Source organism: Methylobacterium sp. CB376, from assembly GCF_029714205.1.
Taxonomy (GTDB): domain Bacteria; phylum Pseudomonadota; class Alphaproteobacteria; order Rhizobiales; family Beijerinckiaceae; genus Methylobacterium.
The window spans coordinates 2,493,573-2,514,257 of record NZ_CP121648.1 but is presented as its reverse complement, the minus strand read 5'-3'; the positions used below and the strand labels follow the sequence as shown (position 1 = coordinate 2,514,257).

Genomic DNA, 20,685 nt, shown 5'->3' with positions numbered 1-20,685 from the left:
GCCGCCGCGGGCGCTCTGCGAAGCTCGCGGCGGCGCTGCGTCAGGAGCCTCGCCCATGTCCGATGAGATCGCCCGCCGGATCGCGCAAGGCGCCGGCCGCGCGCCCGCCGACCTGGTGATTCGGGACGCGCGGCTCCTCGACCTCGTCACGGGCGACCTCGTCGACACCGACATCGCGGTCTGCGGCGACGGGATCGTCGGCACCTACGGGGAATACGCGGGCACCCGGGTGATCGAGGCCGAGGGCCGCGTCGCGGTGCCCGGCTTCATCGACACCCACCTCCACGTCGAATCCTCGCTCATCACCCCGCACGAATTCGACCGCTGCGTGCTGCCGCACGGGGTCACCACGGCGATCTGGGATCCGCACGAACTCGCCAACGTGCTCGGCACCGCGGCCTTCGACTACGCGCTCCAGGCCGCGCGCGAGACCGTGATGGACATCCGCGTCCAGCTCTCCTCCTGCGTGCCGGCGACCGATCTCGAATCCTCCGGTGCCCGGATCGAGGCGGAGGCCCTCCGCCCCTACCGCGACCATCCGGGCTCCCTCGGCCTCGCCGAGTTCATGAACTTCCCCGGAATCGTGGCCGGCGATCCCGCCTGCCTCGCCAAGCTCGCGCTCTTCGCCGGCCGCCACGTCGACGGCCACGCCCCGCTCCTGTCGGGCCGCGACCTCAACGCCTACGTGGCGGCGGGCATCCGCACCGACCACGAGACCACGGGCCCGGCCGAGGCCCTGGAGAAGATCCGCAAAGGCATGACCGTGCTGATCCGCGAGGGCTCGGTCTCCAAGGACCTGCGCGCCCTCGCCCCCCTGCTCACGGTGGCGACCTCGCCCTTCCTCGCCTTCTGCACGGATGACCGCAACCCGCTCGACATTGCCGAGGAGGGGCACCTCGACGCCCTCATCCGCATGGCGATCGGGCTCGGGGTGGCGCCCCTCGCCGCCTACCGGGCCGCCTCGCTCAGCGCCGCGACGGCCTTCGGCCTCGCGGACCGGGGCATGATCGCCCCGGGGCGGCGGGCCGACATCGTGCTCCTCGACGACGTCGAGACCTGCGCGGTGGCGCGGGTGATCGCGGGCGGGCGGCCCGCCGAGGAGGCGCTCGCCGCGCCGCGGACCCGCACCCCGGCGCCGGGGCGCGGCAGCGTCAAGGCCGCGCCGGTCGCGCCCGAGGCCTTCCGGGTCGCGGCGGCCCCGGGCGAGACCTCGGTGATCGGGGTCGTGCCCGGCCGCATCATCACCGAGCACCGCCGCCTGACGCTGCCCGCCCGGGACGGGGCGGCCCTGTGCGACCTCGCGCAGGACGCCGTGAAGGTGGCGGTGATCGCCCGCCACGGCGCGCCCGGCATGGCCTGCGGCTTCGTCCAGGGCTTCGGGCTGAGGCGGGGCGCCATCGCCTCCTCGGTCGGGCACGACAGCCACAATCTCTGCGTGGTCGGCGCCGACGAGGCGGACATGGCGCTGGCCGTCAACCGGCTGATCGCGCTCCAGGGCGGCTTCGTCGTCGCCGAGGGCGGCGCGGTGCGGGCGGAGCTCGCGCTCCCGATCGCCGGGCTGATGAGCGACCTGCCCTTCGAGGCGGTGCGGGACGCGCTGCACCCCTTGCGCGAGGCGGCGCGCGGCCTCGGCTGCACCCTGCCCGAGCCCTTCCTGCAGGTCGCCTTCCTGCCCCTCCCGGTGATCCCGCACCTCAAGATCACCGACAGGGGCCTCGTCGACGTCGACCGGATGCGGATCCTGCCGTGAGGGCCGCGCCGGCGGTTGTGTTCGGCGTCGGGGCCGCCTAACTCGGGGCGGCGCGCTGCTGCGGCGCAGCAGAGAGGAATCCGGATGGCGACCCGCACCCCCAGGCCCGCCCCGCGCGAGGTCCCGGTCATCGACGGCATCGCGGAGCTCGCCTCCGGCTTCGACGTGATCCTCTGCGACGTCTGGGGCGTGCTGCACGACGGCCTGCGGGCCCACCGCTCCGCGAGCGAGGCGCTGTCCCGGTTCCGGGCGCTGCCGGGTGAGCGCCCGCGCCGGGTCGTGCTGGTCTCGAACGCGCCCCGTCCCGGCGAGGCCGTGAGGGCGCAGCTCGACGGGTTCGGCGTCCCGCGCGAGGCCTATGACGGGATCGTCACCTCCGGCGACCTGACGCGCGCCCTGATCGAGGCGCGGCCGGGGGCGCCGCTCTACCATCTCGGGCCCGAGCGCGACCTGCCGATCTTCGAGGGGCTGTCGGTGCGCCGCGCCCCGCCCGAGGAGGCCGCGCAGGTGGTCTGTACCGGGCTGTTCGACGACGAGGTCGAGACGGCCGAGGATTACCGCCCGGTCCTGGCGGGCCTCAGCGCCCGCGGCCTGCCGATGATCTGCGCCAATCCCGACCTCGTCGTGGAGCGGGGGGCGCGGCTCATCCCCTGCGCGGGGGCGCTGGCGGGCCTCTACGAGGCGCTCGGCGGGGAGGTGATCTATGCCGGCAAGCCGCACCGGCCGGTCTACGAGGCCGCGCTGGCGAAGGCCGCGGCCGTGGACGGCGCGGCGCCGGCGGCCCCGGAGCGCGTCCTGGCGGTCGGCGACGCGATCCGCACCGACATCGCCGGGGCGAGCGGGTTCGGCATCGCCTCGGTGCTGGTGGCGCGCGGCATCCACGCGGAGGAGCTCGGCTGCCACGCCGGCGAGCCGGTCGGCGAGATCGCCCATTGGCTGGAGGGGCAACCCGTCCACCCGGACGCGGTGATCGACCTGCTGCGCTGGTGATCAGGCGAAGAGCGCGTCGATCGCGTCCTGGGGCGTCTCCGGCCCCTTCAGCTGCGGCCCGTTGAGGAGCAGCGTCTCGCGGCGGGCCTGGCGCTGGGCCTCGTCCTGGTCGACCTCGCCGTCGCCGACCTTCACCACCGTCGCGAAGTGGTTCAGGCGCTTCTCCACCTGCCCGAGGGCGTCGACCACCTTGGCGATCCGCTGGCCGGTAATGTCCTGGAACGAGCAGGCCTCGAAGATCTGGAAGACCTCCGCCTCGACCTTGGCCCGGTAGCCCTCGAGCGTGTCGTCCTCGATCGCCAGGATGCCCTCGGCGACCTCCATGATCCGGTTGGTCGCGCTCGCGGTCGCGGTCACGACGCTGCCGAGCTCGTCATGCGCCATCGGCAGGCGGTCGCGGCGCAGCTCGTTCGCCCGCAGATGGGCGATCGCCTGCTTCAGCCGCTTGATGTACTCGGCGATCTCCACGAGGTCGCGGACGATCGTGGACGGATCCACCCCGGCGGGCGGGTCGGCCTCGCCGCGCGAAGCCGTCTTGCGGGACTTCTGTCGCATGAGCATCGTGATCAGCCGCGCCGTCGTGTCCTTGATCAAGGCACCGCTCCTTCACGGGAGGCCGCGGCCCCGGGGCCGGCGCGGCGGGCGCGGCCCGGCGGGCCGCGCCGGCCTTCCAGTGCGGCGGGCGTCCCCCGGCGCGCGCCGCGCAGCCCTCCGGGCCCGACCGTCAGGCGCCGCACACCGCCTCGATCTTCGTCTTCAGCGTCTGCGCGTTGAAGGGTTTCACGATGTAGTTGTTCACGCCGGCCTTCTTGGCGGCGATGACGTTCTCGGTCTTCGACTCGGCCGTCACCATGATGAAGGGGGTCGTGCGCAGCGCGTCGTCGGCGCGGACGTGGCGCAGCAACTCGTAGCCCGTCATCGGCTCCATGTTCCAGTCGGAGATCACGAGGCCGTACTTCTTCTGCTTGAGCTTCGCGAGCGCGCCCGTGCCGTCGGACGCGTCGTCCACGTCCTCGAAGCCCAGCTGCTTCAGAAGGTTGCGAATGATGCGGACCATCGTCTGGTAATCGTCCACGACGAGGATCGGCATGCTGAGGTCAAGGGCCATCAGTCCGGCTCCGTTAGCAGGCAGGACGCGTTCAGCGCGCGCCGCGGCCCGTACGATGATGAGGGGAAGCACCGGGCGGCGCTTCTGATCAGACGTGTAGTCCGGGCGCCTTGCGAAGCGGTTAATCGCAAGCGGGATCAGTCGAGTGGTCAGGACGCGGAGGCCGCGATCCCCGGAAATCACCGCCGATTCAAGGCAATGCGCTCGCCCCGCCTTCCGACCTAGGCAATCCGTCGCAGGTGACGCTGGGAACGGGAAATTTACCGACCGTCCGGGAGCGGGCCGCGACTGGCGGGCCGCGCGGGCGGTCCGGTTCGCAGCCCTGCTTGACCCTCGGGGCGGTTTTCGACAGGGTCGCCCGGCCTCGGCCCGCAGCCTCTTCGGCCCGCCGGGCTGTCGCGAGTGCCGCGCTGACACGATCGGACCCTCATGCCGTCGAGCGACGAGACCGCCGCGCCGGGCGCCGCGGCGTCCAATCCCCTCCTGCCATGATCGTCAACCGGGACGGCGAGCCGGTGCCGGCGGCCCTGCGGGGCGCCGTCGCGGCGATCGGCAATTTCGACGGCCTCCATCGCGGCCACCTCGCCCTGGTGGCGGCCGTCCGGGAGATGGCGGCGGATCGGGGCGGCCCGAGCGCCGTGCTGACCTTCGAGCCGCATCCGCGCGACTTCTTCGCGCCCGACCGGCCGGTCTTCCGCCTGACGGGCGAGGGCGCCAAGCTCGCCATCCTGGCCCGGCTCGGCCTCGACGGGGTGTTCCTGCGCCGCTTCGATTCGGCCCTCGCCGGCACGAGCGCGGCCGGCTTCGTGACCGGCCTGCTGAAGCGCGACCTCGGGCTCGCGGGCGTGGTGATCGGGCACGACTTCCATTTCGGCCGCGGGCGCGAGGGCACGCCCGGGCTGCTGCGGGCGCTCTGCGCGGAGAACGGCCTCGCCTGCCGGGTGATCGACCCGGTGGCGGCGGGGGGCGGCGAGGCCCCGGTCTCGTCGAGCGCGATCCGGGCGGCGCTCGCCGCGGGCGACATCGCGCTTGCCAACCACCTGCTCGGCTTCCGCTGGTTCGTCGAGGGCGAGGTGCGGCACGGCGACAAGCGCGGGCGGGTCCTCGGCTTCCCGACCGCCAACCTCGCGCTGCCGGCCTGCGGCCTCGCCCACGGCATCTACGCGGTGCGGGCGCGGCTTCCCGACGGCACGATGCGCGACGGCGCCGCGAGCTACGGCCGGCGCCCGACCTTCGACAACGGCGCCCCCCTGCTCGAGACCACCCTGTTCGACTTCTCGGGCGACCTCTACGGCCGGCGCCTCGCCGTCGAGTTCGTGGCCTACCTGCGCGGCGAGGCCCGCTTCGACAGCGCCGAGGCGCTGGTGGCGCAGATGCACAGGGACGCCGCCGAGGCCAGACTCGTCCTGGCCCGCGACACCTGCCCGTCGATGCTCGGCCCTATTCGGGGATGAACTCGCGGATCGCCCGCTCGGCGGGGTCGCGGCGCGGCCGGTCGACGTCGATCTCGGGACCGTCGTAATCGGGCACCAGGAACGGGTCGGTCGGCCCGAGGCTGCCCGTCGCGTCGATCTCGTCGGAGGGCGTGCCGATCTCGGGCCGCGCGGGCATCGCGCGCTCGAACGAGGCGGCCGCCGCGGCGGGGAGGACCGGCCCTGCGGCGAGGGCGAGGAGGATGAGCGCGGCGCGGACCATCGTCGGACCTCCCGGCAAGGGATCGGGATCCTTCCCGACACCAAGTCCCGGGTGCGCGCGCGGTTCCCCGGCGGCAGGACGGCGCGTCGCCGCGCCCGCTTCCCCCGCCCGGTCGCCCCTGCTATGAGGACGGGATGTCCGACTCGCGTCACCTTCCCGCGCGGCGAATTACGAGCCCGGCTTCCGCCTGAGGGCCGCGACGGCTTTCCTGCGGGGGCCGGGATAGCGTACGCCGCGCGATCGTCGATCTGCGCGCGATTGTCCGACAAGGGTCCCGGCCTCTCCCGCCGCGGCGCCCGCCATGCGAGCCCTCTTCCATGACCGAGACCAAGCCCGTTTCCGGGCGCGACTATTCCGAGACCCTGTTCCTGCCGCAGACGGAATTCCCGATGCGGGCCGGGCTGCCGGAGCGCGAGCCGGAGATCCTGCGGCGCTGGCAGGCGATCGACCTCTACGGCCGCATCCGCGCCGCCGCCGCGGGCCGCCCGAAATTCGTGCTCCACGACGGCCCGCCCTACGCCAACGGCCACATCCACATCGGCACCGCGCTCAACAAGATCCTCAAGGACCTGGTGGTGCGCGCGGCCGGCGCGCTCGGGCACGACGCCAACTACGTGCCGGGCTGGGATTGCCACGGCCTGCCGATCGAGTGGAAGATCGAGGAGCAGTACCGCGCCAAGGGCCGCAACAAGGACGAGGTGCCGGTCGTCGAGTTCCGCCGCGAGTGCCGCGCCTTCGCGGAGCACTGGCTCTCGGTGCAGCGCGAGGAGTTCAAGCGGCTCGGCGTCACCGGCGACTGGGACCACCCCTACTCGACCATGGCCTTCGCGGCCGAGGCGCAGATCGCCCGCGAGCTGATGACCTTCGCGATGACGGGCCAGCTCTACCGCGGCTCGAAGCCGGTGATGTGGTCCGTCGTCGAGAAGACCGCCCTCGCCGAGGCCGAGGTCGAGTACGAGGACCACGTCAGCGACACGATCTGGGCCGCCTTCCCGGTCGTGACCTCCGCGGACCCCGCCCTGGCGGCTGCCCACGTCGTCATCTGGACCACCACACCCTGGACCATCCCGGCCAATCGGGCCGTGGCCTACTCAAGAAAAGTCGAATACGGGCTCTATCGTGTTACCGCCGCTCCTGAAGAGAACTGGGTACAACCTGATTTTCGTTGCATTGTTGCTGACAAACTCTCGGGCGACGTGTTCAAGGCCGCTCGGGTCGATGCTTATGAGCGCCTGGCCGACGTGGCGCCCGAGGCGCTGGCGGGCCTGACGCTCGCCCACCCGCTGGCGGGCTGGAACGCCGGCTACGGCTTCCCGGTGCCGACGCTGGAGGGCGAGCACGTGACGGACGAGGCCGGCACGGGCTTCGTCCACACCGCGCCGAGCCACGGCCGCGAGGATTTCGAGGTCTGGATGGCGAATGGCCGGGCCCTGCGGGAGCGCGGCATCGACGTGCGGATCCCCTACACGGTCGACGCGGACGGCGTGCTCACCGAGGAGGCCCCGGGCCTCGCCGGGACGCGCGTCCTCACCGAGAAGGGCGAGAAGGGCGACGCCAACCGGGCGGTGATCGCGGCCCTGAGCGCGGCCGGGACCGCCGTCGCGCGCGGCACCCTCAAGCACAGCTACCCGCATTCCTGGCGCTCGAAGAAGCCCGTCATCTTCCGCAACACGCCGCAATGGTTCATCGCCCTCGACGCGCCGGTCGCGGCGCTGCGGGAGCGGACGCTGCGGGAGGTGGCGCTCGCCGAGATCGCCGCCACCGAGTGGGTGCCGCCGCAGGGCCAGAACCGCATCACCGGCATGATCGCCAACCGCCCGGACTGGGTGGTGTCGCGCCAGCGCGCCTGGGGCGTGCCGATCACGGTCTTCGTGCGCCGGGGGACGAGCGAGATCCTGCGCGATCCGCGCGTCAACGCCCGCATCGCTGAGGCCTTCGCGGCCGAGGGGGCCGACGCGTGGTTCGCCGACCCGGACGGCGCGCGCTTCCTCGCGCCCGACCACGACCCGGCCGATTACGAGAAGGTGACGGACGTCCTCGACGTCTGGTTCGATTCCGGCTCGACCCACGCCTTCACGCTGGAGGACCCGGTCGCCTTCCCGGGCCTCGCGGGCATCCGCCGCCGCCGCGACGGCGGGGACGACACCGTCATGTACCTGGAGGGGTCCGACCAGCACCGGGGCTGGTTCCACTCCTCGCTGCTGGAATCCTGCGGCACCCGCGGCCGCGCGCCCTACGACGTGGTGCTCACCCACGGCTTCGTCCTCGACCCCAAGGGCGAGAAGATGTCGAAGTCGCGCGGCAACGTGGTGGCGCCCCAGGACGTGATCGCGGCCTCCGGCGCCGACATCCTGCGGCTCTGGGTGGCGGCGTCCGACTATACCGACGACCTGCGCATCGGGCCGCCGATCATCAAGACCTTCTCGGAAACCTACCGGAAGCTGCGCAACTCGCTGCGCTGGATGCTCGGCACCCTGGCCCATCACCGGCCGGAGGACCGCGTGGCCCCGGCCGAGATGCCGGAGCTGGAGCGCTTCATCCTGCACCGCCTCGCCGAGCTCGACGGGGAGATCCGCGAGGCCTACGCCGCCTACGACTTCAAGCGGGTCGTGGCGCTGCTGAACGGCTTCATGACGGGCGACCTGTCGTCCTTCTACTTCGACGTGCGCAAGGACGCGCTCTACTGCGATCCCCTGTCGAGCCTGGTGCGCAAGGCCTCGCTCACGGTCGTGGACGAGGCCTTCCGGCGCGTGGTGATCTGGCTCGCGCCGGTCCTGGCCTTCACGGCCGAGGAGGCGTGGCTCGCCCGCACTCCCTCGCAGGACGGCTCGGTCCACCTGCAGACCCTTCCCGAGACCCCGCAGGCGTGGCGCGACGAGGCGCTCGCCGCGCGCTGGGCCAAGATCCGCCGCGTGCGCCGGGTGGTGACCGGGGCGCTGGAGATCGAGCGGGCGAAGAAGCGCATCGGGGCGAGCCTGGAGGCGGCGCCGGTCGTGCACGTGGCCGATGCGGAGCTGCGCGCCGCCCTCGACGGCATCGACTTCGCGGAGATCTGCATCACCTCGGGCATCCGGGTCGTCGCCGGCGAGGGCCCTGCGGAGGCCTTCCGCCTCGACGAGGTGCGCGGCGTGTCCGTGGAGCCGGCGCTGGCCGAGGGCCGCAAATGCGCCCGCTCCTGGAAGGTGCTGCCGAGCGTCGGCAGCGACCCGGAATACCCGGACGTGACGCCCCGCGACGCGCAAGCCCTGCGCGAGTGGGACGCACTCCACGCCCGGGCGGCGGAGTGATCCGGAATCCGGTTGATCGCAGCGGATCCCGAATCACGAGGCCGCGCGGCGCTTGAGCGAAGCCCGAACCCGCCGTCCCGAAGGGATCAAGCGGATCAGGAGCCCGCGCGGCGCTTGAGCGAAGCCCAAATCCGCCGTCCCGAAGGGATCAAGCGGATTTGGTAATAGGGGCGCGGGGCGGTCGCGGACCGTCCCGTCCCGCCAGCCGCGGCGTGGCGGCGCCGGGCCGCGCTCCGGCCGGCTCCGCCGCACCGCCACCCTCCCGAGGGCCCGCCGCCCGCCCCGCCCGGAGCCCCGCCCGCATGCGTCCCCTGATCCTCGGCCTCGCGACCGCCGCCGCGACCCTGGTCCTCGACCAGGCGACGAAGCTCGGCCTGCTCCTCCTCGCCGACCTGCCGGCCCGCCAGCCCGTCGTGCTGGCGCCCTTCGCGCAGCTCGTCGTGGTCTGGAATCGCGGCGTCTCCTACGGGCTGTTCCAGCAGCACACCGAGCTCGGGCGCTGGCTGCTCGTCGGCGTGGCGGTGCTGGCCGCGGCCGCCCTCGGCGCCTGGATGGCGCGGGCCGGCTCGCGCCTGCTCGTCCTGTCGCTCGGCCTGATCGTCGGGGGGGCGGTCGGCAACGCCGTCGACCGCGTCGCCTACGGGGCGGTGTTCGACTTCGTCCACCTGCATGCCGGCGGCTGGTCCTGGTACGTCTTCAACGTGGCGGATGCGGGCATCGTCGCGGGCGTCGCCGGGCTCCTGGTCGAGACGGTCTGGAGCGAGGCGCGCGGCGACGCCGCGATGCGTCCGGACGGCTGACGGCCGCCCGCGCGGCGAGCCCCCCTGTGCCTCGCCCGACACAGGCCCGCGGCCGCGTCGCGCCGGGGCGGCCGGCGCCATACCTTCGCCCGAAACCGCTCCCAGGCCGTGAGCCTCGCGCGGCGCAGCGCGCATCGGGAGTCAGCATGGTCGATCAGCGCAAGATCCTCACCCTCGCGGCGATCCTCTGCGGCGTGGCCCCGCTCTGCGGCGCGGCCCCGGCGGCCCGCGCCGAGGACGGCGTGTTCATGAAGAAGGCGCTGTCGTCGATCGGACTGATCGAGCCGGAGCGCCCGCCGATCACCTACCGCGAGCGCGCGCCCCTCGTGCTGCCGCCCAAGATGGACAAGGCCGCCCTGCCCCCGCCCGCGGAGCGAAGCGCCGTGCGCGAGGCCGCGCCGCAATGGCCGACCGATCCCGAATCGGTCGCCCGGGCGCGCCGCGCCGCGGAGGATGCGAAGCCGCGCGGCATGCGCGGCGAGCAGGGCCGGATGAGCGACAACAACACGACCCTGTCGATCCAGGAGATGCGCGCCGGCCGGCGCGAGGGTGCCGGGATCCAGAAGGAGCCGGTCTACAAGCCCGGCGACAACGTCCGCGAGGCGACCTGGCTCAGCCCCTTCGAGCTGTTCAAGGGCAAGAAGGACGAATCGGCGGAGCCTTCCCCGGTCGAGCCGAGCCGCGACATGCTGACCGATCCGCCGACGGGCTACCGCGCCCCGCCGAACGGCAGGCTGGTGCGCTCCGACAGCGCGCCGAAGGGCATGCCGATCAGCGACCGCGAGGAGGCCGATCCGCGCGCCTATCTGCGCTCGCGTCAGCAGTGACCGGGCGCCGCCCGGGGCCCCGCGGCCGCGCCGCCGGGCCCGCGCCGGGACTCACCGTGCTGAGGGCGGAGGCGTTGCCTCCGCCTTAAAATATTCCAGAACCCCGTGTTGAACCGCAGGCATCCGGTCCGCACCTTGCAAGGGGCGCCGGCCGGGAGGGCTTCCGTTATCGGAGGCGCTCCACCATCATCGCGGGCGGTTGCGGCGGCCCTCTTCCAAGGGACATCAGGATGCATTCACGGACGCGCCCCCTCCATCGCCCGATGAGCTTTCCCGGTCCGGCCCTGCGCCTCGATGCCGGCGCATCCGGGCGGGCGGAGGCGGGCGGGCCGGAGGTCGCCTCCTTCGTGCTCGACAACGGCCTCGACGTCGTGGTCATCCCGGACCACCGGGCACCGGTCGCGACCCACATGATCTGGTACCGCAACGGTTCGGCGGACGATCCGCTCGGCCAGTCGGGCATCGCCCACTTCCTCGAGCACCTGATGTTCAAGGGCACCGAGAAGAACCCGGTCGGGGCCTTCTCCAAGGCGGTGTCGAGCCTGGGCGGGCAGGAGAACGCCTTCACGTCCTTCGACTACACGTCCTACTTCCAGCGCGTCGCCCGCGACAACCTGAGGACCATGATGGAATTCGAGGCCGACCGGATGACCGGCCTCGTCCTCGACGATTCCGTCGTCGCGCCTGAGCGGGACGTGGTGCTGGAGGAGCGCCGCATGCGGGTCGAGACCGACCCGAGCGCGCAGCTCTCCGAGGCGATGGCCGCCTCGCTCTTCGTCCACCACCCCTACGGCATCCCGATCATCGGCTGGATGCACGAGATCGAGGAGCTCGACCGCGCCCACGCGCTCGCCTATTACCGCCGCTTCTACACGCCCGAGAACGCGATCCTGGTCGTGGCGGGCGACGTGACCGCCGACGAGGTGCGCCGCCTCGCCGAAGCCACCTACGGGCAGGTGGCGCCCCGCGGCGAGCGCCCGGTGCGCCTGCGCCCGCGCGAGCCCGAGCCCCGCGCCGCCCGGCGCCTCAGCGTCGCGGACCCGAAGGTGGAGCAGCCCACGCTGCAGCGCCTCTACCTCGCGCCCTCCTGCATCACCGCCCGGGAGGGCGAGGGGCACGCCCTCGAACTCCTCGCCGAGGTCATGGGCGGCGGGCCGACCTCCTACCTCTACCGGGCCCTCGTGATGGAGCAGGGCGTCGCGGTGAATGCCGGCGCCTGGTACATGGGCTCGGCCATGGACGACACCCGCTTCTCGGTCTACGCGGTGCCGGCGGAGGGCGTCTCCCTGGAGAAGCTGGAGGAGGCGCTGGACGCCACCCTGCGGAACCTGCCCGCCGAGGCGCTGGCCCCCGAGGCGGTGGAGCGCGGCAAGACCCGCCTCATCGCCGAGACGGTCTATTCCTCCGACAGCCAATCCTCCCTCGCCCGCATCTTCGGCTCGGCGCTGGCGATCGGCGAGAGCATCGAGGAGGTGCGGCGCTGGCCCACCGACATCGAGGCGGTCGGGGCCGACCGGCTCGCGGCCGCGGCGGAGCGCTACCTCGTTCCGGCCCGCTCGGTGACCGGTTACCTGACCAAGGCCCGCGAGGGGTGACGCGCGCGCGCCACCCGACGCCCCTCCCCTCGCGCCCCGAACGACACACGAGGTCCCCATGACCCTGGCCGCCGACGCCCCCTCCCGCTCCGCCTCCTCGCCACCGCCACCTCCCCGGCGCAAGGCCGGTCCGTGATCGCCGCGAGCGGGGTGGAGGCGTGGCACGTCGAGTCGCCGGTCGTGCCGCTGATCGCCCTCGCCTTCACCTTCGAGGGCGGCGCCGCGCAGGATCCGGAGGGCAAGTCCGGGGTGGTGCAGATGCTGTCGCGCCTGCTCGACGAGGGGGCGGGCCCCTACGGCTCCGACGCCTTCCAGGAGCGGCTCGCCGCCCGGGCGATCGAACTGAGCTTCCACGCCGGGCCGGACGCGATCGGCGGCTCCCTCAAGATGCTGGTCAAGCACGCGGACGAGGCGATCGAACTCCTCGCCCTCGCGCTCGCCGAGCCCCGCTTCGACGAGGCGGCGATCGAGCGGGTGCGGGCCCAGATGCTCGCCGGCATCCGCTACCAGCAGAACGACCCGGGCGTGATGGCCTCGCGCCGCTTCTTCGCCGAGGCCTATCCGAACCACCCCTACGGCCGGCCCTCGGGCGGCACGCTCGAGAGCGTGGCCAGCATCACGCGCGACGATCTGCTCGCCATGCACGCCCGGCTGATCAGCCGCGCCCGCGTGAAGGTGGCGGCGGTGGGCGCGATCGGCGAGGCGGCCCTGCAGCGCGCCCTCGACGCGGCCTTCGGCCGCCTCTCCGACGGCGGGCCGCTCGCGCCGGTGCCGCCGACGCGGATCACCGGCCTCGGCCGCCGGGTGGTGGTGGATCTCGACGTGCCGCAATCGGTGATCCGCTTCGGCACCGACGGCGTGCCGTGGCGCGACCCGGACTTCATCCCGGCCTACGTGCTCAACCACATCCTGGGCGGCGGCGCCTTCACGTCGCGGCTGTTCCAGGAAGTGCGCGAGAAGCGCGGACTTGCCTATTCGGTGGGCACTTCCCTGGTGAGCCACCGGGCAGCCTCGATCACCTGGGGCTCCACCGCCACCAAGAACGAGCGCGTCGGCGAGGCCCTGTCGGTGATCGGCGAGGAGATCGCGCGGCTCACCCGGGACGGCCCGAGCGACGACGAGTTGCAGAAGGCCAAGGACTACCTCACCGGCTCCTACGCGCTCGGCTTCGACACCTCGACGAAGATCGCCCACCAGCTGGTGCAGGTGGCCTTCGAGGGGCTCGGCATCGACTATATCGGCCGCCGCAACGGGCTGATCGCCGCGGTGACGCAGGAGGATATCCGCCGCGCCGCCCGCCGCACCCTCGGCGACGGCAAGCTCCTGGTGGTGGCGGCCGGCCGTCCGGGCGAGATCTGATCCGGGATACGGTTGATCCAAGCGGATCCCGCGCCCGCGCGGCGCTTGAGCGACGCCCACATCCGCCATCCCCGAAGGGATCAAGCGGATCACCAGCCCGCGCGGCGCCTGAGCGAATCCCACATCCGCCATCCCGAAGGGATTAAGCGGATGTGGGATGAGCAGGCGGCGCGAGGGCGGCCGCCGGTTCGGCGGCGTCACGCCATCGGGTCCTCGCCCGCCGGGCGCAGCGCGTCGAGATCGGGCCGCAGCACCACGCTCTCCTGCTCGTTCGGGTCCGTGCGCGCGATGACGGCGACGACGGTCTCGGTGCGGCTGGCATTGTAGGGCAGGTGGGGCATCCCGGCCGGGATGTAGACGTAGTCGCCGGCCCGGTTCCACATGTGGTGCTCGAGCCGCGGCCCGTACCACATCCCGGCGACGCCGCTCAGCACGTGGAGCGCCGTCTCGTGGCCCTCGTGCAGGTGGGCCTTGGCCCGCGCGCCGGGCGGCATGTTCACGGACTGGAGATGGATGCCCCGCGCCCCGACCGACTCGGCCGAGATGCCGGGCCGGTAGGTCAGGGCCTGCTTGCCCACGAAGGCGTCGCCCGCGCCCACGACGCGGCAGGTGGAAGAGTCGGTGAGGTCGGACATGGGCTCCTCCCGAAAGCGGACCGTGCCGGCATTCTACTCCCGCGGCCGGCCCGAGGCGATTTGCGCCGGGCCGACTTGCGCCGGGCCGACTTGCGCGGGGGCGTCTTGCGCGGGGGCGACTTGCGCCCGCGGCCGCGGCCAAGTCTAACGGGCCGATGTCCTCCCACCCCACCCCGTCCTGGCCGCGGCGGCAGCGCTCGGAGGGCCGCGTCGCCCTCGGCGCCGGATTGGTGGCGGGCGGCACGACCCGGCTCACCGATCTCGCCGAGACCGGGCCGCTCCGCCTGCGGCTGCCGCGGGTCGAGGGCGCGGCGCTCGAAGGCGTCCTCCTCAACAGCGCGGGCGGCCTCGCCTGCGGCGACCGCTTCGCCGTCGCGGCTGAGATCGGCGAGGGCGCCGACATGGTCCTCACCACCACGGCGGCGGAGAAGATCTACCGTTCGGACGGTCCGGTCACGGAGATCGCGGCGGAGCTGCGCCTGGGCCCGCGCGCCCGCCTCGCCTGGCTGCCGCAGGAGACGATCCTGTACGACGGCGCCCGCCTGTCGCGGCGGCTCACGGCCGAGATCGCGCCGGACGCCGCGCTCACCCTGTTCGAGGCGCTGGTCTTCGGGCGCTCGGCGAGGGGCGAGACGGTGCGGGAGGGCGAGATCCGCGACGCGTGGCGCCTCGCGCGGGGCGGGCGCCTCGTCTACGCCGACACGCTGCGCCTCGACGGCGCGGTCGCGGCGCACCTCGCCCGCCCGGCCATCGCGGGCGGGGCCCGGGCCGTCGCCACCCTGGTGCACGCGGCGCCCGACGCCGAGTCCCGCCTCGACGGGCTGCGCGGGCTGATCGCGGCGGCGGGCTGCGCGGCGCTCGGGGTCGAGGCCGGCGCGAGCGCCTGGAACGGCCTCCTGGTCCTGCGCCTCCTCGCGCCCGAGAGCGCGCCCCTGCGCCGCGCCGCGACGCGGATCCTCGAGGGATTCCGGGGCCTCCCGCTGCCGCGGGTCTGGCAGACCTGAGGATGCGCGGCGCGGTTCTTGCGTCACCGGGGAGCCTCGTCGACGATACCGCGGCACCGAATCGAGAGGATGGCCCGTGCTGCTGACCCCCCGGGAGAAGGACAAGCTCCTCGTCGCCATGGCGGCGCAGGTGGCCCGCAACCGGCTCGCCCGCGGCGTGAAGCTCAACTTCCCCGAGGCGGTGGCCCTGATCACCGATGTCGTGGTCGAGGGCGCCCGCGACGGCCGCACGGTGGCCGAGCTGATGCAGGCCGGCGCCCAGGTGCTCGACGCCTCCCAGGTGATGGAGGGGGTGCCGGAGATGATCCACGACATCCAGGTCGAGGCGACCTTCCCGGACGGCACCAAGCTCGTCACCGTGCACCACCCGATCCGCGGCGCGCCCTCCCCGGAGGTGCCCGGCGCCGTCACGACCCCGCCCGGCGAGATCGTGTTCAACGCGGGCGCGCCGCGCACGGTGGTCGAGGTGGCGAATACCGGCGACCGGCCGATCCAGGTCGGCTCGCACTACCACTTCTTCGAGGTCAACCCGGCCCTGCGCTTCGACCGCGACAAGGCCCGCGGCCAGCGCCTCGACATCGCCCCCGGCACGGCGGTGCGCTTCGAGCCGGGCGCCACCCGCGAGGTGGCCCTGGTGCCGCTCGGCGGCGCGCGGGCGGTCTACGGCTTCCGCGGCGACGTGATGGGATCGCTGTGACCGGACCCGCCTCGGGCCGGTCCCTAGGGTTCCAGCTCGGGCAGCGCCAAGCCGCGCGGGGACCAGGACGGGCCGAAGAGACCGCGCAGGGAATCGGCCTGGGCGTCGCTCGCGGCGGCCCGCAGGAGCGTCTCGCGCAGCGCGCTGCCGGGCTCCCTGCCGCCGAGGGCCGAGCGGACCGCGCGGTGAAGCCGCGGATCGAACCGCGCCCGGGCGCGCGCCGCGGCCTCCTCGACGGGCAGGCCGGCATGCTCCGCCACGAAGGCCCGGATGGCGCGAGCCTGGGTGGCGAGGCCGGCGCACCACGCCGCCGCGTGGTCGCGCAGGCGCGCGGCGGCCTCGGCGGGCAGCAGGGCCGCGACCTCGTCCACCGCCCCGGTCGCCACCCAGGCGAGCACGGTCCGCTCCCGCTGGAGACCGGTGATCGCGCGCAGGCGCAGCCGGTAGGCCTCGGTCTTGACCTTGACGCGGTGGCCGTCGTCGAAGGCGACCACGTAGCCCTCGATCCCCTCTTCCCGGCGCGCCCGCGCGACGAAGGCGCGGGGATCGTCGACCATCCCGCGCGCGGCGACGACCCGCACCCCGAAGCGGATGCCGAACCCGGCGAGGTCGGGCTGGGTCAGGTAGGCGCCCGACACCATCTCGCGCGCGGCGAGCAGCGTCAGGAGCGGCCGCTCGCAGGCCAGGATGGCCGGCGCCTCCGGCGACGTGAACTCGAAGAGCGGGGTGATGCCGCCCTCGACCAGGAAGCGCGACAGGTCGAGGATGGCGGCGTTCGCCTCGGCCTGCGCCGCCCGGGCCGGCGCGGTGGCGCCCGCGCGGGTCATGAACACCATGCGCCCGTCCAGGAGCACCGGGTGCACCATCACGCCGTCGAGCTTGTCGAGCACCGCGTGCGGCGCCGACCAGTCGACCTCCTCCAGGCGCTGGCGCTCGCCGAGTTCGAAGAACTTGTGGAACGGGCGGGCGATGATCTGCCCGTCCCGGTCGAATTTCAGGCCGCGGCATTCGAGCGAGACCGGCGAACCGAACGTCTCCGGGACCGGGCGGACGTGATCGACGACCGTGCAATCCCGGCCCCGCGCGACGACGAAGCCGCGCTCGAACGAGACGTGCGGCAGCACGTCATCGAGCGTGCGGATGGTGGCGAATCTCACGCAATCCCCTCCGCGGACGGTGACGCGGCCCGGCCCGGTGCCGAATCGCCGCGCAGTCTACGGCAGTTTCTGCAATTCTCCCTACGTCAATTCGGCCCCACTTCACGCAGCGGACGCCTGAGCCCATGTCCAACACGCCCAAACCCGCGAGCTTGTCCCGCGCCGCCTACGCGGGCATGTTCGGCCCGACCAAGGGTGACCGCATCCGGCTCGCCGATACCTGCCTGATCATCGAGGTCGAGCACGACCACACCCGCTACGGCGAGGAGGTGAAGTTCGGCGGCGGCAAGGTCATCCGCGACGGGATGGGCCAGGCCCAGGCGAGCAACCAAGCGGGCGCCGTCGACACGGTGATCACCAACGCGGTCGTGCTCGACCATTGGGGCATCGTGAAGTGCGATGTCGGGCTCAAGGGCGGGCGGATCGCGGCCCTCGGCAAGGCCGGCAACCCGGACATCCAGGACGGCGTCACCATCGTGGTCGGGCCGGGCACCGAGGTGATCGCCGGCGAGGGCAAGATCCTGACCGCGGGCGGCTTCGACAGCCACATCCACTACATCTGCCCGCAGCAGATCGAGGAGGCGCTGAATTCCGGCGTCACCACCATGCTGGGCGGCGGCACCGGCCCGGCCCACGGCACCTTCGCGACGACCTGCACGCCCGGTCCCTGGCACATCGCCCGGATGATCGAGGCGGCCGATGCCTTCCCGATGAACCTCGCCTTCGCGGGCAAGGGCAACGCCTCGCGGCCGGAGAGCCTGGAGGAGATGATCCGGGCCGGCGCCTGCGCGCTCAAGCTGCACGAGGATTGGGGCACCACGCCCGCCGCGATCGATTGCTGCCTCACCGTCGCGGACGCCCACGACGTGCAGGTCATGATCCACACCGACACGCTCAACGAATCGGGCTTCGTCGAGGACACGATCGCGGCCTTCAAGGGCCGCACCATCCACGCCTTCCACACCGAGGGGGCGGGCGGCGGCCACGCGCCCGACATCATCAAGGTGGCGGGGCTGCCGAACGTGCTGCCCTCCTCCACCAACCCGACGCGGCCCTACACGCGCAACACGATCGACGAGCACCTCGACATGCTGATGGTCTGCCATCACCTGTCGCCGTCGATCCCCGAGGATCTCGCCTTCGCCGAGAGCCGCATCCGCAAGGAGACGATCGCGGCCGAGGACATCCTGCACGATCTCGGCGCGCTCTCGATCATGTCCTCCGACAGCCAGGCGATGGGCCGGGTCGGCGAGGTGGTGATCCGCACCTGGCAGACCGCCGACAAGATGAAGCGCCAGCGCGGCGCCCTGCCGGGCGAGGCGGGCGACAACGACAACCTGCGCGCCCGGCGCTACGTGGCCAAGTACACGATCAACCCGGCCATCGCGCACGGCGTCTCGCGGCACGTCGGCTCGATCGAGCCGGGCAAGCTCGCCGACCTCGTCCTGTGGTCGCCCGCCTTCTTCGGCGTGAAGCCCGACCTCGTGATCAAGGGCGGCGCCATCGCGACCGCGCCGATGGGCGACCCCAACGCCTCGATCCCGACGCCCCAGCCGGTGCATTACCGGCCGATGTTCGGCTCCTTCGGGCGGGTGCCGGCCGCGACCTCCCTCACCTTCGTGTCGCGGGCGGCGGTGGAGGACGGGCTCGCGGAGGCGCTGCGGGTGCGAAAGCCCCTGGTCGCGGTCGAGAACGTGCGCGGCGGCATCGGCAAGCGCAGCATGATCCTCAACGACGCCACCCCGGTGATCGAGGTCGATCCCGAGACCTACGACGTGCGGGCGGACGGGCAGCTGCTGGTCTGCGAGCCGGCCGACATCGTGCCGATGGCGCAGCGCTACTTCCTGTTCTGAGTTGGCCAGCGGCCGAGCGCCGGCCCGCCCCTGGTGACACGGTCGGCGTGGGGATCGTCGGATTCATCGCGGCCCGCGCCCCGCCCGGGACCGGGCGGCCGCGCGTTTCCTGTTCAGGGGCGCGTGCGCCGGCGCGCCCGCCGCCACCGCAGCCCGATCCCGCGCCATGGAATCGTGGCGGCCGCGACTCTGCGACGGCCGGGCACCTCCGCCGATCCCTCCCGGGATCCGCCACCCCCCTGGACTCCCGCCGCGCGATCCGGTCCGATGGCTCCGGGCGGCACGGGTCCGGGGCGCGCATGGCGCGCGGGACGCTTTCGGCGGGGAGTGCGGGCATGCGGGCGGGTCTGACGAGGCGGATGGCGGTGGCGGCCGCGGCGGCGCTGGCACTGACGGGCGGCCCGGCCGCCGCGCAGGGCGGGGCCGCCCAGGGCGGGAAGGTGCTCAAGGTCGTGATGCATTCGGGCCTGCGCATCACCGACCCGATCATCACCACCGCCTACATCGCCCGCAATCACGGCTACATGATCTACGACACGCTCTTCGCCACCGACGAGCGGTTCGAGATCAAGCCCCAGATGGTCAAGGACTACGCCGTCAGCGACGACAAGCTGACCTACACGTTCACCCTGCGCGACGGGCTCAAGTTCCATGACGGGGCGCCCGTCACGGCCGAGGATTGCATCGCGTCGATCCAGCGCTGGGGCAAGCGCGACGGCATGGGCCAGAAGCTGATGGAGTACACCGCCGCCCTGAAGGCCGTGGACGACAGGACCTTCACGCTCACCCTGAAGCAGCCCTACGGCCTCGTGCTCGCCTCCCTGGGCAAGCCGTCGTCGAACGTGCCCTTCATCATGCCCAGGCGCATCGCCGAGACCCCGGCCGACAGGAACGTGCCGGAGGAGATCGGCTCCGGCCCGTTCCGCTTCGTCAAGGCCGAGTTCCAGCCCGGCCTCAAGGCCGTCTACGAGAAGAACCCCGACTACGTGCCGCGCGCCGAGCCGCCGAGCTGGCTCGCGGGCGGCAAGGTCGTCAAGCTCGACCGCGTCGAGTGGATCAACATCCCAGACTACCAGACCGCCGTGAACGCCCTCATCAACGGCGAAATCGACTACATCGAGCAGCCCCCGCACGACTTCCTGCCGATCCTGAAGGACGCCAAGGGCGTCGTGATCAACAACTACAATCCGCTCGGCTTCTCCGGCATGGTGCGGATGAACTGGCTCAACCCGCCCTTCGACAATCCCAAGATCCGGCAGGCGGTGATGCTCGCGCTCACCCAGCAGGATTACCTCGACGCGCAGATCGGCAATCCGGACTACATGCAGCTCTGCATGGCGCTGTTCGTCTGCGGCACGCCGAACGCCACAGAGGCGGGCGCGCCCAAGACCGACCTCGCCCGCGCCAAGCAGCTCCTCAAGGAGGGCGGCTATGACGGGCGGCCGGTGGTGATCATGCAGCCGACCGACCTCGCCATCGTGGCGCCGCTCGGCCCCGTCACCGCCCAGGCCCTGCGCGCCATCGGCATGAAGGTCGACCTGCAATCGATGGACTGGCAGACCCTGGTCGGGCGCCGGGCCAAGCAGGATCCCGTCGACCAGGGCGGCTGGAACATCTTCCACACCACCTGGGTCAACGCCGACATGCTGAACCCGATCGCCAATGTCGGGGTGAACGGCAAGGGCAGGACCGGCGGCTGGTTCGGCTGGGCCGAGGACAAGGAGATCGAGGCGATGCGGGACGCCTATGCCCGCGAGACCGACCCGGCCAAGCAGAAGCAGATCGCCGCCGACGTGCAGAAGCGGGCCTTCGAGGTCGGCATGTACTACCCGACCGGGCAGTACACGGCGCCGCTGGCGGTGCGGGCCAGCCTCAAGGGGATCCTGCAGGGGCCGGCGCCGGTGTTCTGGAACATCGAGAAGCCGTGA

Annotated in this window: 16 protein-coding genes and 1 pseudogene; 12 read left to right on the top strand and 5 right to left on the bottom strand. The window is 72.8% G+C overall.

The features are described from left to right. Positions 1-55 precede the first annotated feature (55 nt). Both ade and QA634_RS11275 read left to right on the top strand, forming a co-directional pair. A complete protein-coding gene (gene ade / locus QA634_RS11280; RefSeq protein ID WP_283027493.1) occupies positions 56-1,750 on the top strand; it encodes an adenine deaminase in 1,695 nt (564 codons plus the stop codon). 84 nt (positions 1,751-1,834) lie between these two features. Continuing rightward, positions 1,835-2,740, top strand: coding sequence for a TIGR01459 family HAD-type hydrolase (locus tag QA634_RS11275; RefSeq protein ID WP_012332095.1), 906 nt, complete (start codon positions 1,835-1,837; stop codon positions 2,738-2,740). Here QA634_RS11275 and QA634_RS11270 read toward each other — a convergent pair whose 3' ends face one another. Next, positions 2,741-3,334 (bottom strand): protein phosphatase CheZ, encoded by a 594-nt coding sequence (locus QA634_RS11270; RefSeq protein WP_012332094.1) that lies wholly within the window; start codon positions 3,332-3,334, stop codon positions 2,741-2,743. It abuts the gene before it with no gap. A 130-nt stretch (positions 3,335-3,464) separates the two neighbouring features. Then, a complete protein-coding gene (locus tag QA634_RS11265) occupies positions 3,465-3,848 on the bottom strand; it encodes a response regulator (RefSeq protein ID WP_012332093.1) in 384 nt (127 codons plus the stop codon). Between the two features lie 429 nt (positions 3,849-4,277). On the opposite strand from QA634_RS11265, the pseudogene QA634_RS11260 reads away from it, so the two are divergent. Further along, positions 4,278-5,302 (top strand): annotated as a pseudogene (locus tag QA634_RS11260) (bifunctional riboflavin kinase/FAD synthetase). Here QA634_RS11260 and QA634_RS11255 read toward each other — a convergent pair. Beyond that, a complete protein-coding gene (locus QA634_RS11255) occupies positions 5,289-5,543 on the bottom strand; it encodes a hypothetical protein (RefSeq protein ID WP_012332091.1) in 255 nt (84 codons plus the stop codon). The pseudogene QA634_RS11260 and the gene QA634_RS11255 sit on opposite strands and share 14 nt — an antisense overlap. A 317-nt stretch (positions 5,544-5,860) precedes the next feature. Here QA634_RS11255 and ileS point away from each other — a divergent pair, with 317 nt between their 5' ends. From ileS to QA634_RS11230, 5 genes are all read left to right on the top strand, one after another. Beyond that, a complete protein-coding gene (ileS, locus tag QA634_RS11250; protein ID WP_012332090.1) occupies positions 5,861-8,830 on the top strand; it encodes an isoleucine--tRNA ligase in 2,970 nt (989 codons plus the stop codon). Between the two features lie 302 nt (positions 8,831-9,132). Beyond that, positions 9,133-9,630, top strand: a complete 498-nt coding sequence (gene lspA, locus QA634_RS11245) for a signal peptidase II (RefSeq protein ID WP_012332089.1) — start codon at positions 9,133-9,135, stop codon at positions 9,628-9,630. A gap of 146 nt (positions 9,631-9,776) precedes the next feature. Continuing rightward, positions 9,777-10,457 carry a hypothetical protein gene (locus tag QA634_RS11240; RefSeq protein ID WP_012332088.1) on the top strand — a complete coding sequence of 227 codons (681 nt, stop codon included), beginning with the start codon at positions 9,777-9,779 and terminating at the stop codon, positions 10,455-10,457. Positions 10,458-10,720: 263 nt separating this feature from the next. Further along, a complete protein-coding gene (locus QA634_RS11235) occupies positions 10,721-12,052 on the top strand; it encodes a M16 family metallopeptidase (RefSeq protein WP_085984462.1) in 1,332 nt (443 codons plus the stop codon). A 132-nt stretch (positions 12,053-12,184) separates the two neighbouring features. Further along, a complete protein-coding gene (locus tag QA634_RS11230) occupies positions 12,185-13,411 on the top strand; it encodes a M16 family metallopeptidase (RefSeq protein ID WP_283027492.1) in 1,227 nt (408 codons plus the stop codon). A 197-nt stretch (positions 13,412-13,608) separates the two neighbouring features. On the opposite strand, the gene QA634_RS11225 is transcribed toward QA634_RS11230, so the two are convergent. Next, positions 13,609-14,046, bottom strand: a complete 438-nt coding sequence (locus QA634_RS11225) for a cupin domain-containing protein (RefSeq protein ID WP_012332085.1) — start codon at positions 14,044-14,046, stop codon at positions 13,609-13,611. Between the two features lie 155 nt (positions 14,047-14,201). On the opposite strand from QA634_RS11225, the gene QA634_RS11220 reads away from it, so the two are divergent. Together QA634_RS11220 and QA634_RS11215 are read left to right on the top strand one after the other, a co-directional pair. Then, complete coding sequence (locus tag QA634_RS11220; RefSeq protein WP_012332084.1) at positions 14,202-15,050, top strand: urease accessory protein UreD; 849 nt, start codon at positions 14,202-14,204, stop codon at positions 15,048-15,050. Between the two features lie 76 nt (positions 15,051-15,126). Beyond that, on the top strand, positions 15,127-15,747 hold the full coding sequence (locus tag QA634_RS11215; RefSeq protein ID WP_012332083.1) for an urease subunit gamma: 621 nt from the start codon (positions 15,127-15,129) through the stop codon (positions 15,745-15,747). A gap of 23 nt (positions 15,748-15,770) precedes the next feature. Here QA634_RS11215 and QA634_RS11210 read toward each other — a convergent pair whose 3' ends face one another. After that, complete coding sequence (locus tag QA634_RS11210) at positions 15,771-16,904, bottom strand: T4 RnlA family RNA ligase (protein ID WP_012332082.1); 1,134 nt, start codon at positions 16,902-16,904, stop codon at positions 15,771-15,773. 125 nt (positions 16,905-17,029) lie between these two features. Between QA634_RS11210 and ureC the strand changes: the two genes are divergently transcribed. Beyond that, positions 17,030-18,757 carry an urease subunit alpha gene (ureC, locus tag QA634_RS11205; RefSeq protein ID WP_012332081.1) on the top strand — a complete coding sequence of 576 codons (1,728 nt, stop codon included), beginning with the start codon at positions 17,030-17,032 and terminating at the stop codon, positions 18,755-18,757. A gap of 335 nt (positions 18,758-19,092) precedes the next feature. Further along, complete coding sequence (locus QA634_RS11200; protein ID WP_012332080.1) at positions 19,093-20,685, top strand: ABC transporter substrate-binding protein; 1,593 nt, start codon at positions 19,093-19,095, stop codon at positions 20,683-20,685.

Excerpts from the sequence above, each read along its gene's own strand:
- QA634_RS11265 (WP_012332093.1), bottom strand. The coding sequence starts at position 3,848 with ATGGCCCTTGACCTCAGCATGCCGATCCTCGTCGTGGACGATTACCAG.
- ade (WP_283027493.1), top strand. The coding sequence starts at position 56 with ATGTCCGATGAGATCGCCCGCCGGATCGCGCAAGGCGCCGGCCGCGCG.
- QA634_RS11255 (WP_012332091.1), bottom strand. The coding sequence starts at position 5,543 with ATGGTCCGCGCCGCGCTCATCCTCCTCGCCCTCGCCGCAGGGCCGGTC.
- QA634_RS11220 (WP_012332084.1), top strand. The coding sequence starts at position 14,202 with ATGTCCTCCCACCCCACCCCGTCCTGGCCGCGGCGGCAGCGCTCGGAG.
- ileS (WP_012332090.1), top strand. The coding sequence starts at position 5,861 with ATGACCGAGACCAAGCCCGTTTCCGGGCGCGACTATTCCGAGACCCTG.
- lspA (WP_012332089.1), top strand. The coding sequence starts at position 9,133 with ATGCGTCCCCTGATCCTCGGCCTCGCGACCGCCGCCGCGACCCTGGTC.
- ureC (WP_012332081.1), top strand. The coding sequence starts at position 17,030 with ATGTCCAACACGCCCAAACCCGCGAGCTTGTCCCGCGCCGCCTACGCG.
- QA634_RS11240 (WP_012332088.1), top strand. The coding sequence starts at position 9,777 with ATGGTCGATCAGCGCAAGATCCTCACCCTCGCGGCGATCCTCTGCGGC.
- QA634_RS11235 (WP_085984462.1), top strand. The coding sequence starts at position 10,721 with ATGAGCTTTCCCGGTCCGGCCCTGCGCCTCGATGCCGGCGCATCCGGG.
- QA634_RS11275 (WP_012332095.1), top strand. The coding sequence starts at position 1,835 with ATGGCGACCCGCACCCCCAGGCCCGCCCCGCGCGAGGTCCCGGTCATC.
- QA634_RS11225 (WP_012332085.1), bottom strand. The coding sequence starts at position 14,046 with ATGTCCGACCTCACCGACTCTTCCACCTGCCGCGTCGTGGGCGCGGGC.
- QA634_RS11200 (WP_012332080.1), top strand. The coding sequence starts at position 19,093 with ATGCGGGCGGGTCTGACGAGGCGGATGGCGGTGGCGGCCGCGGCGGCG.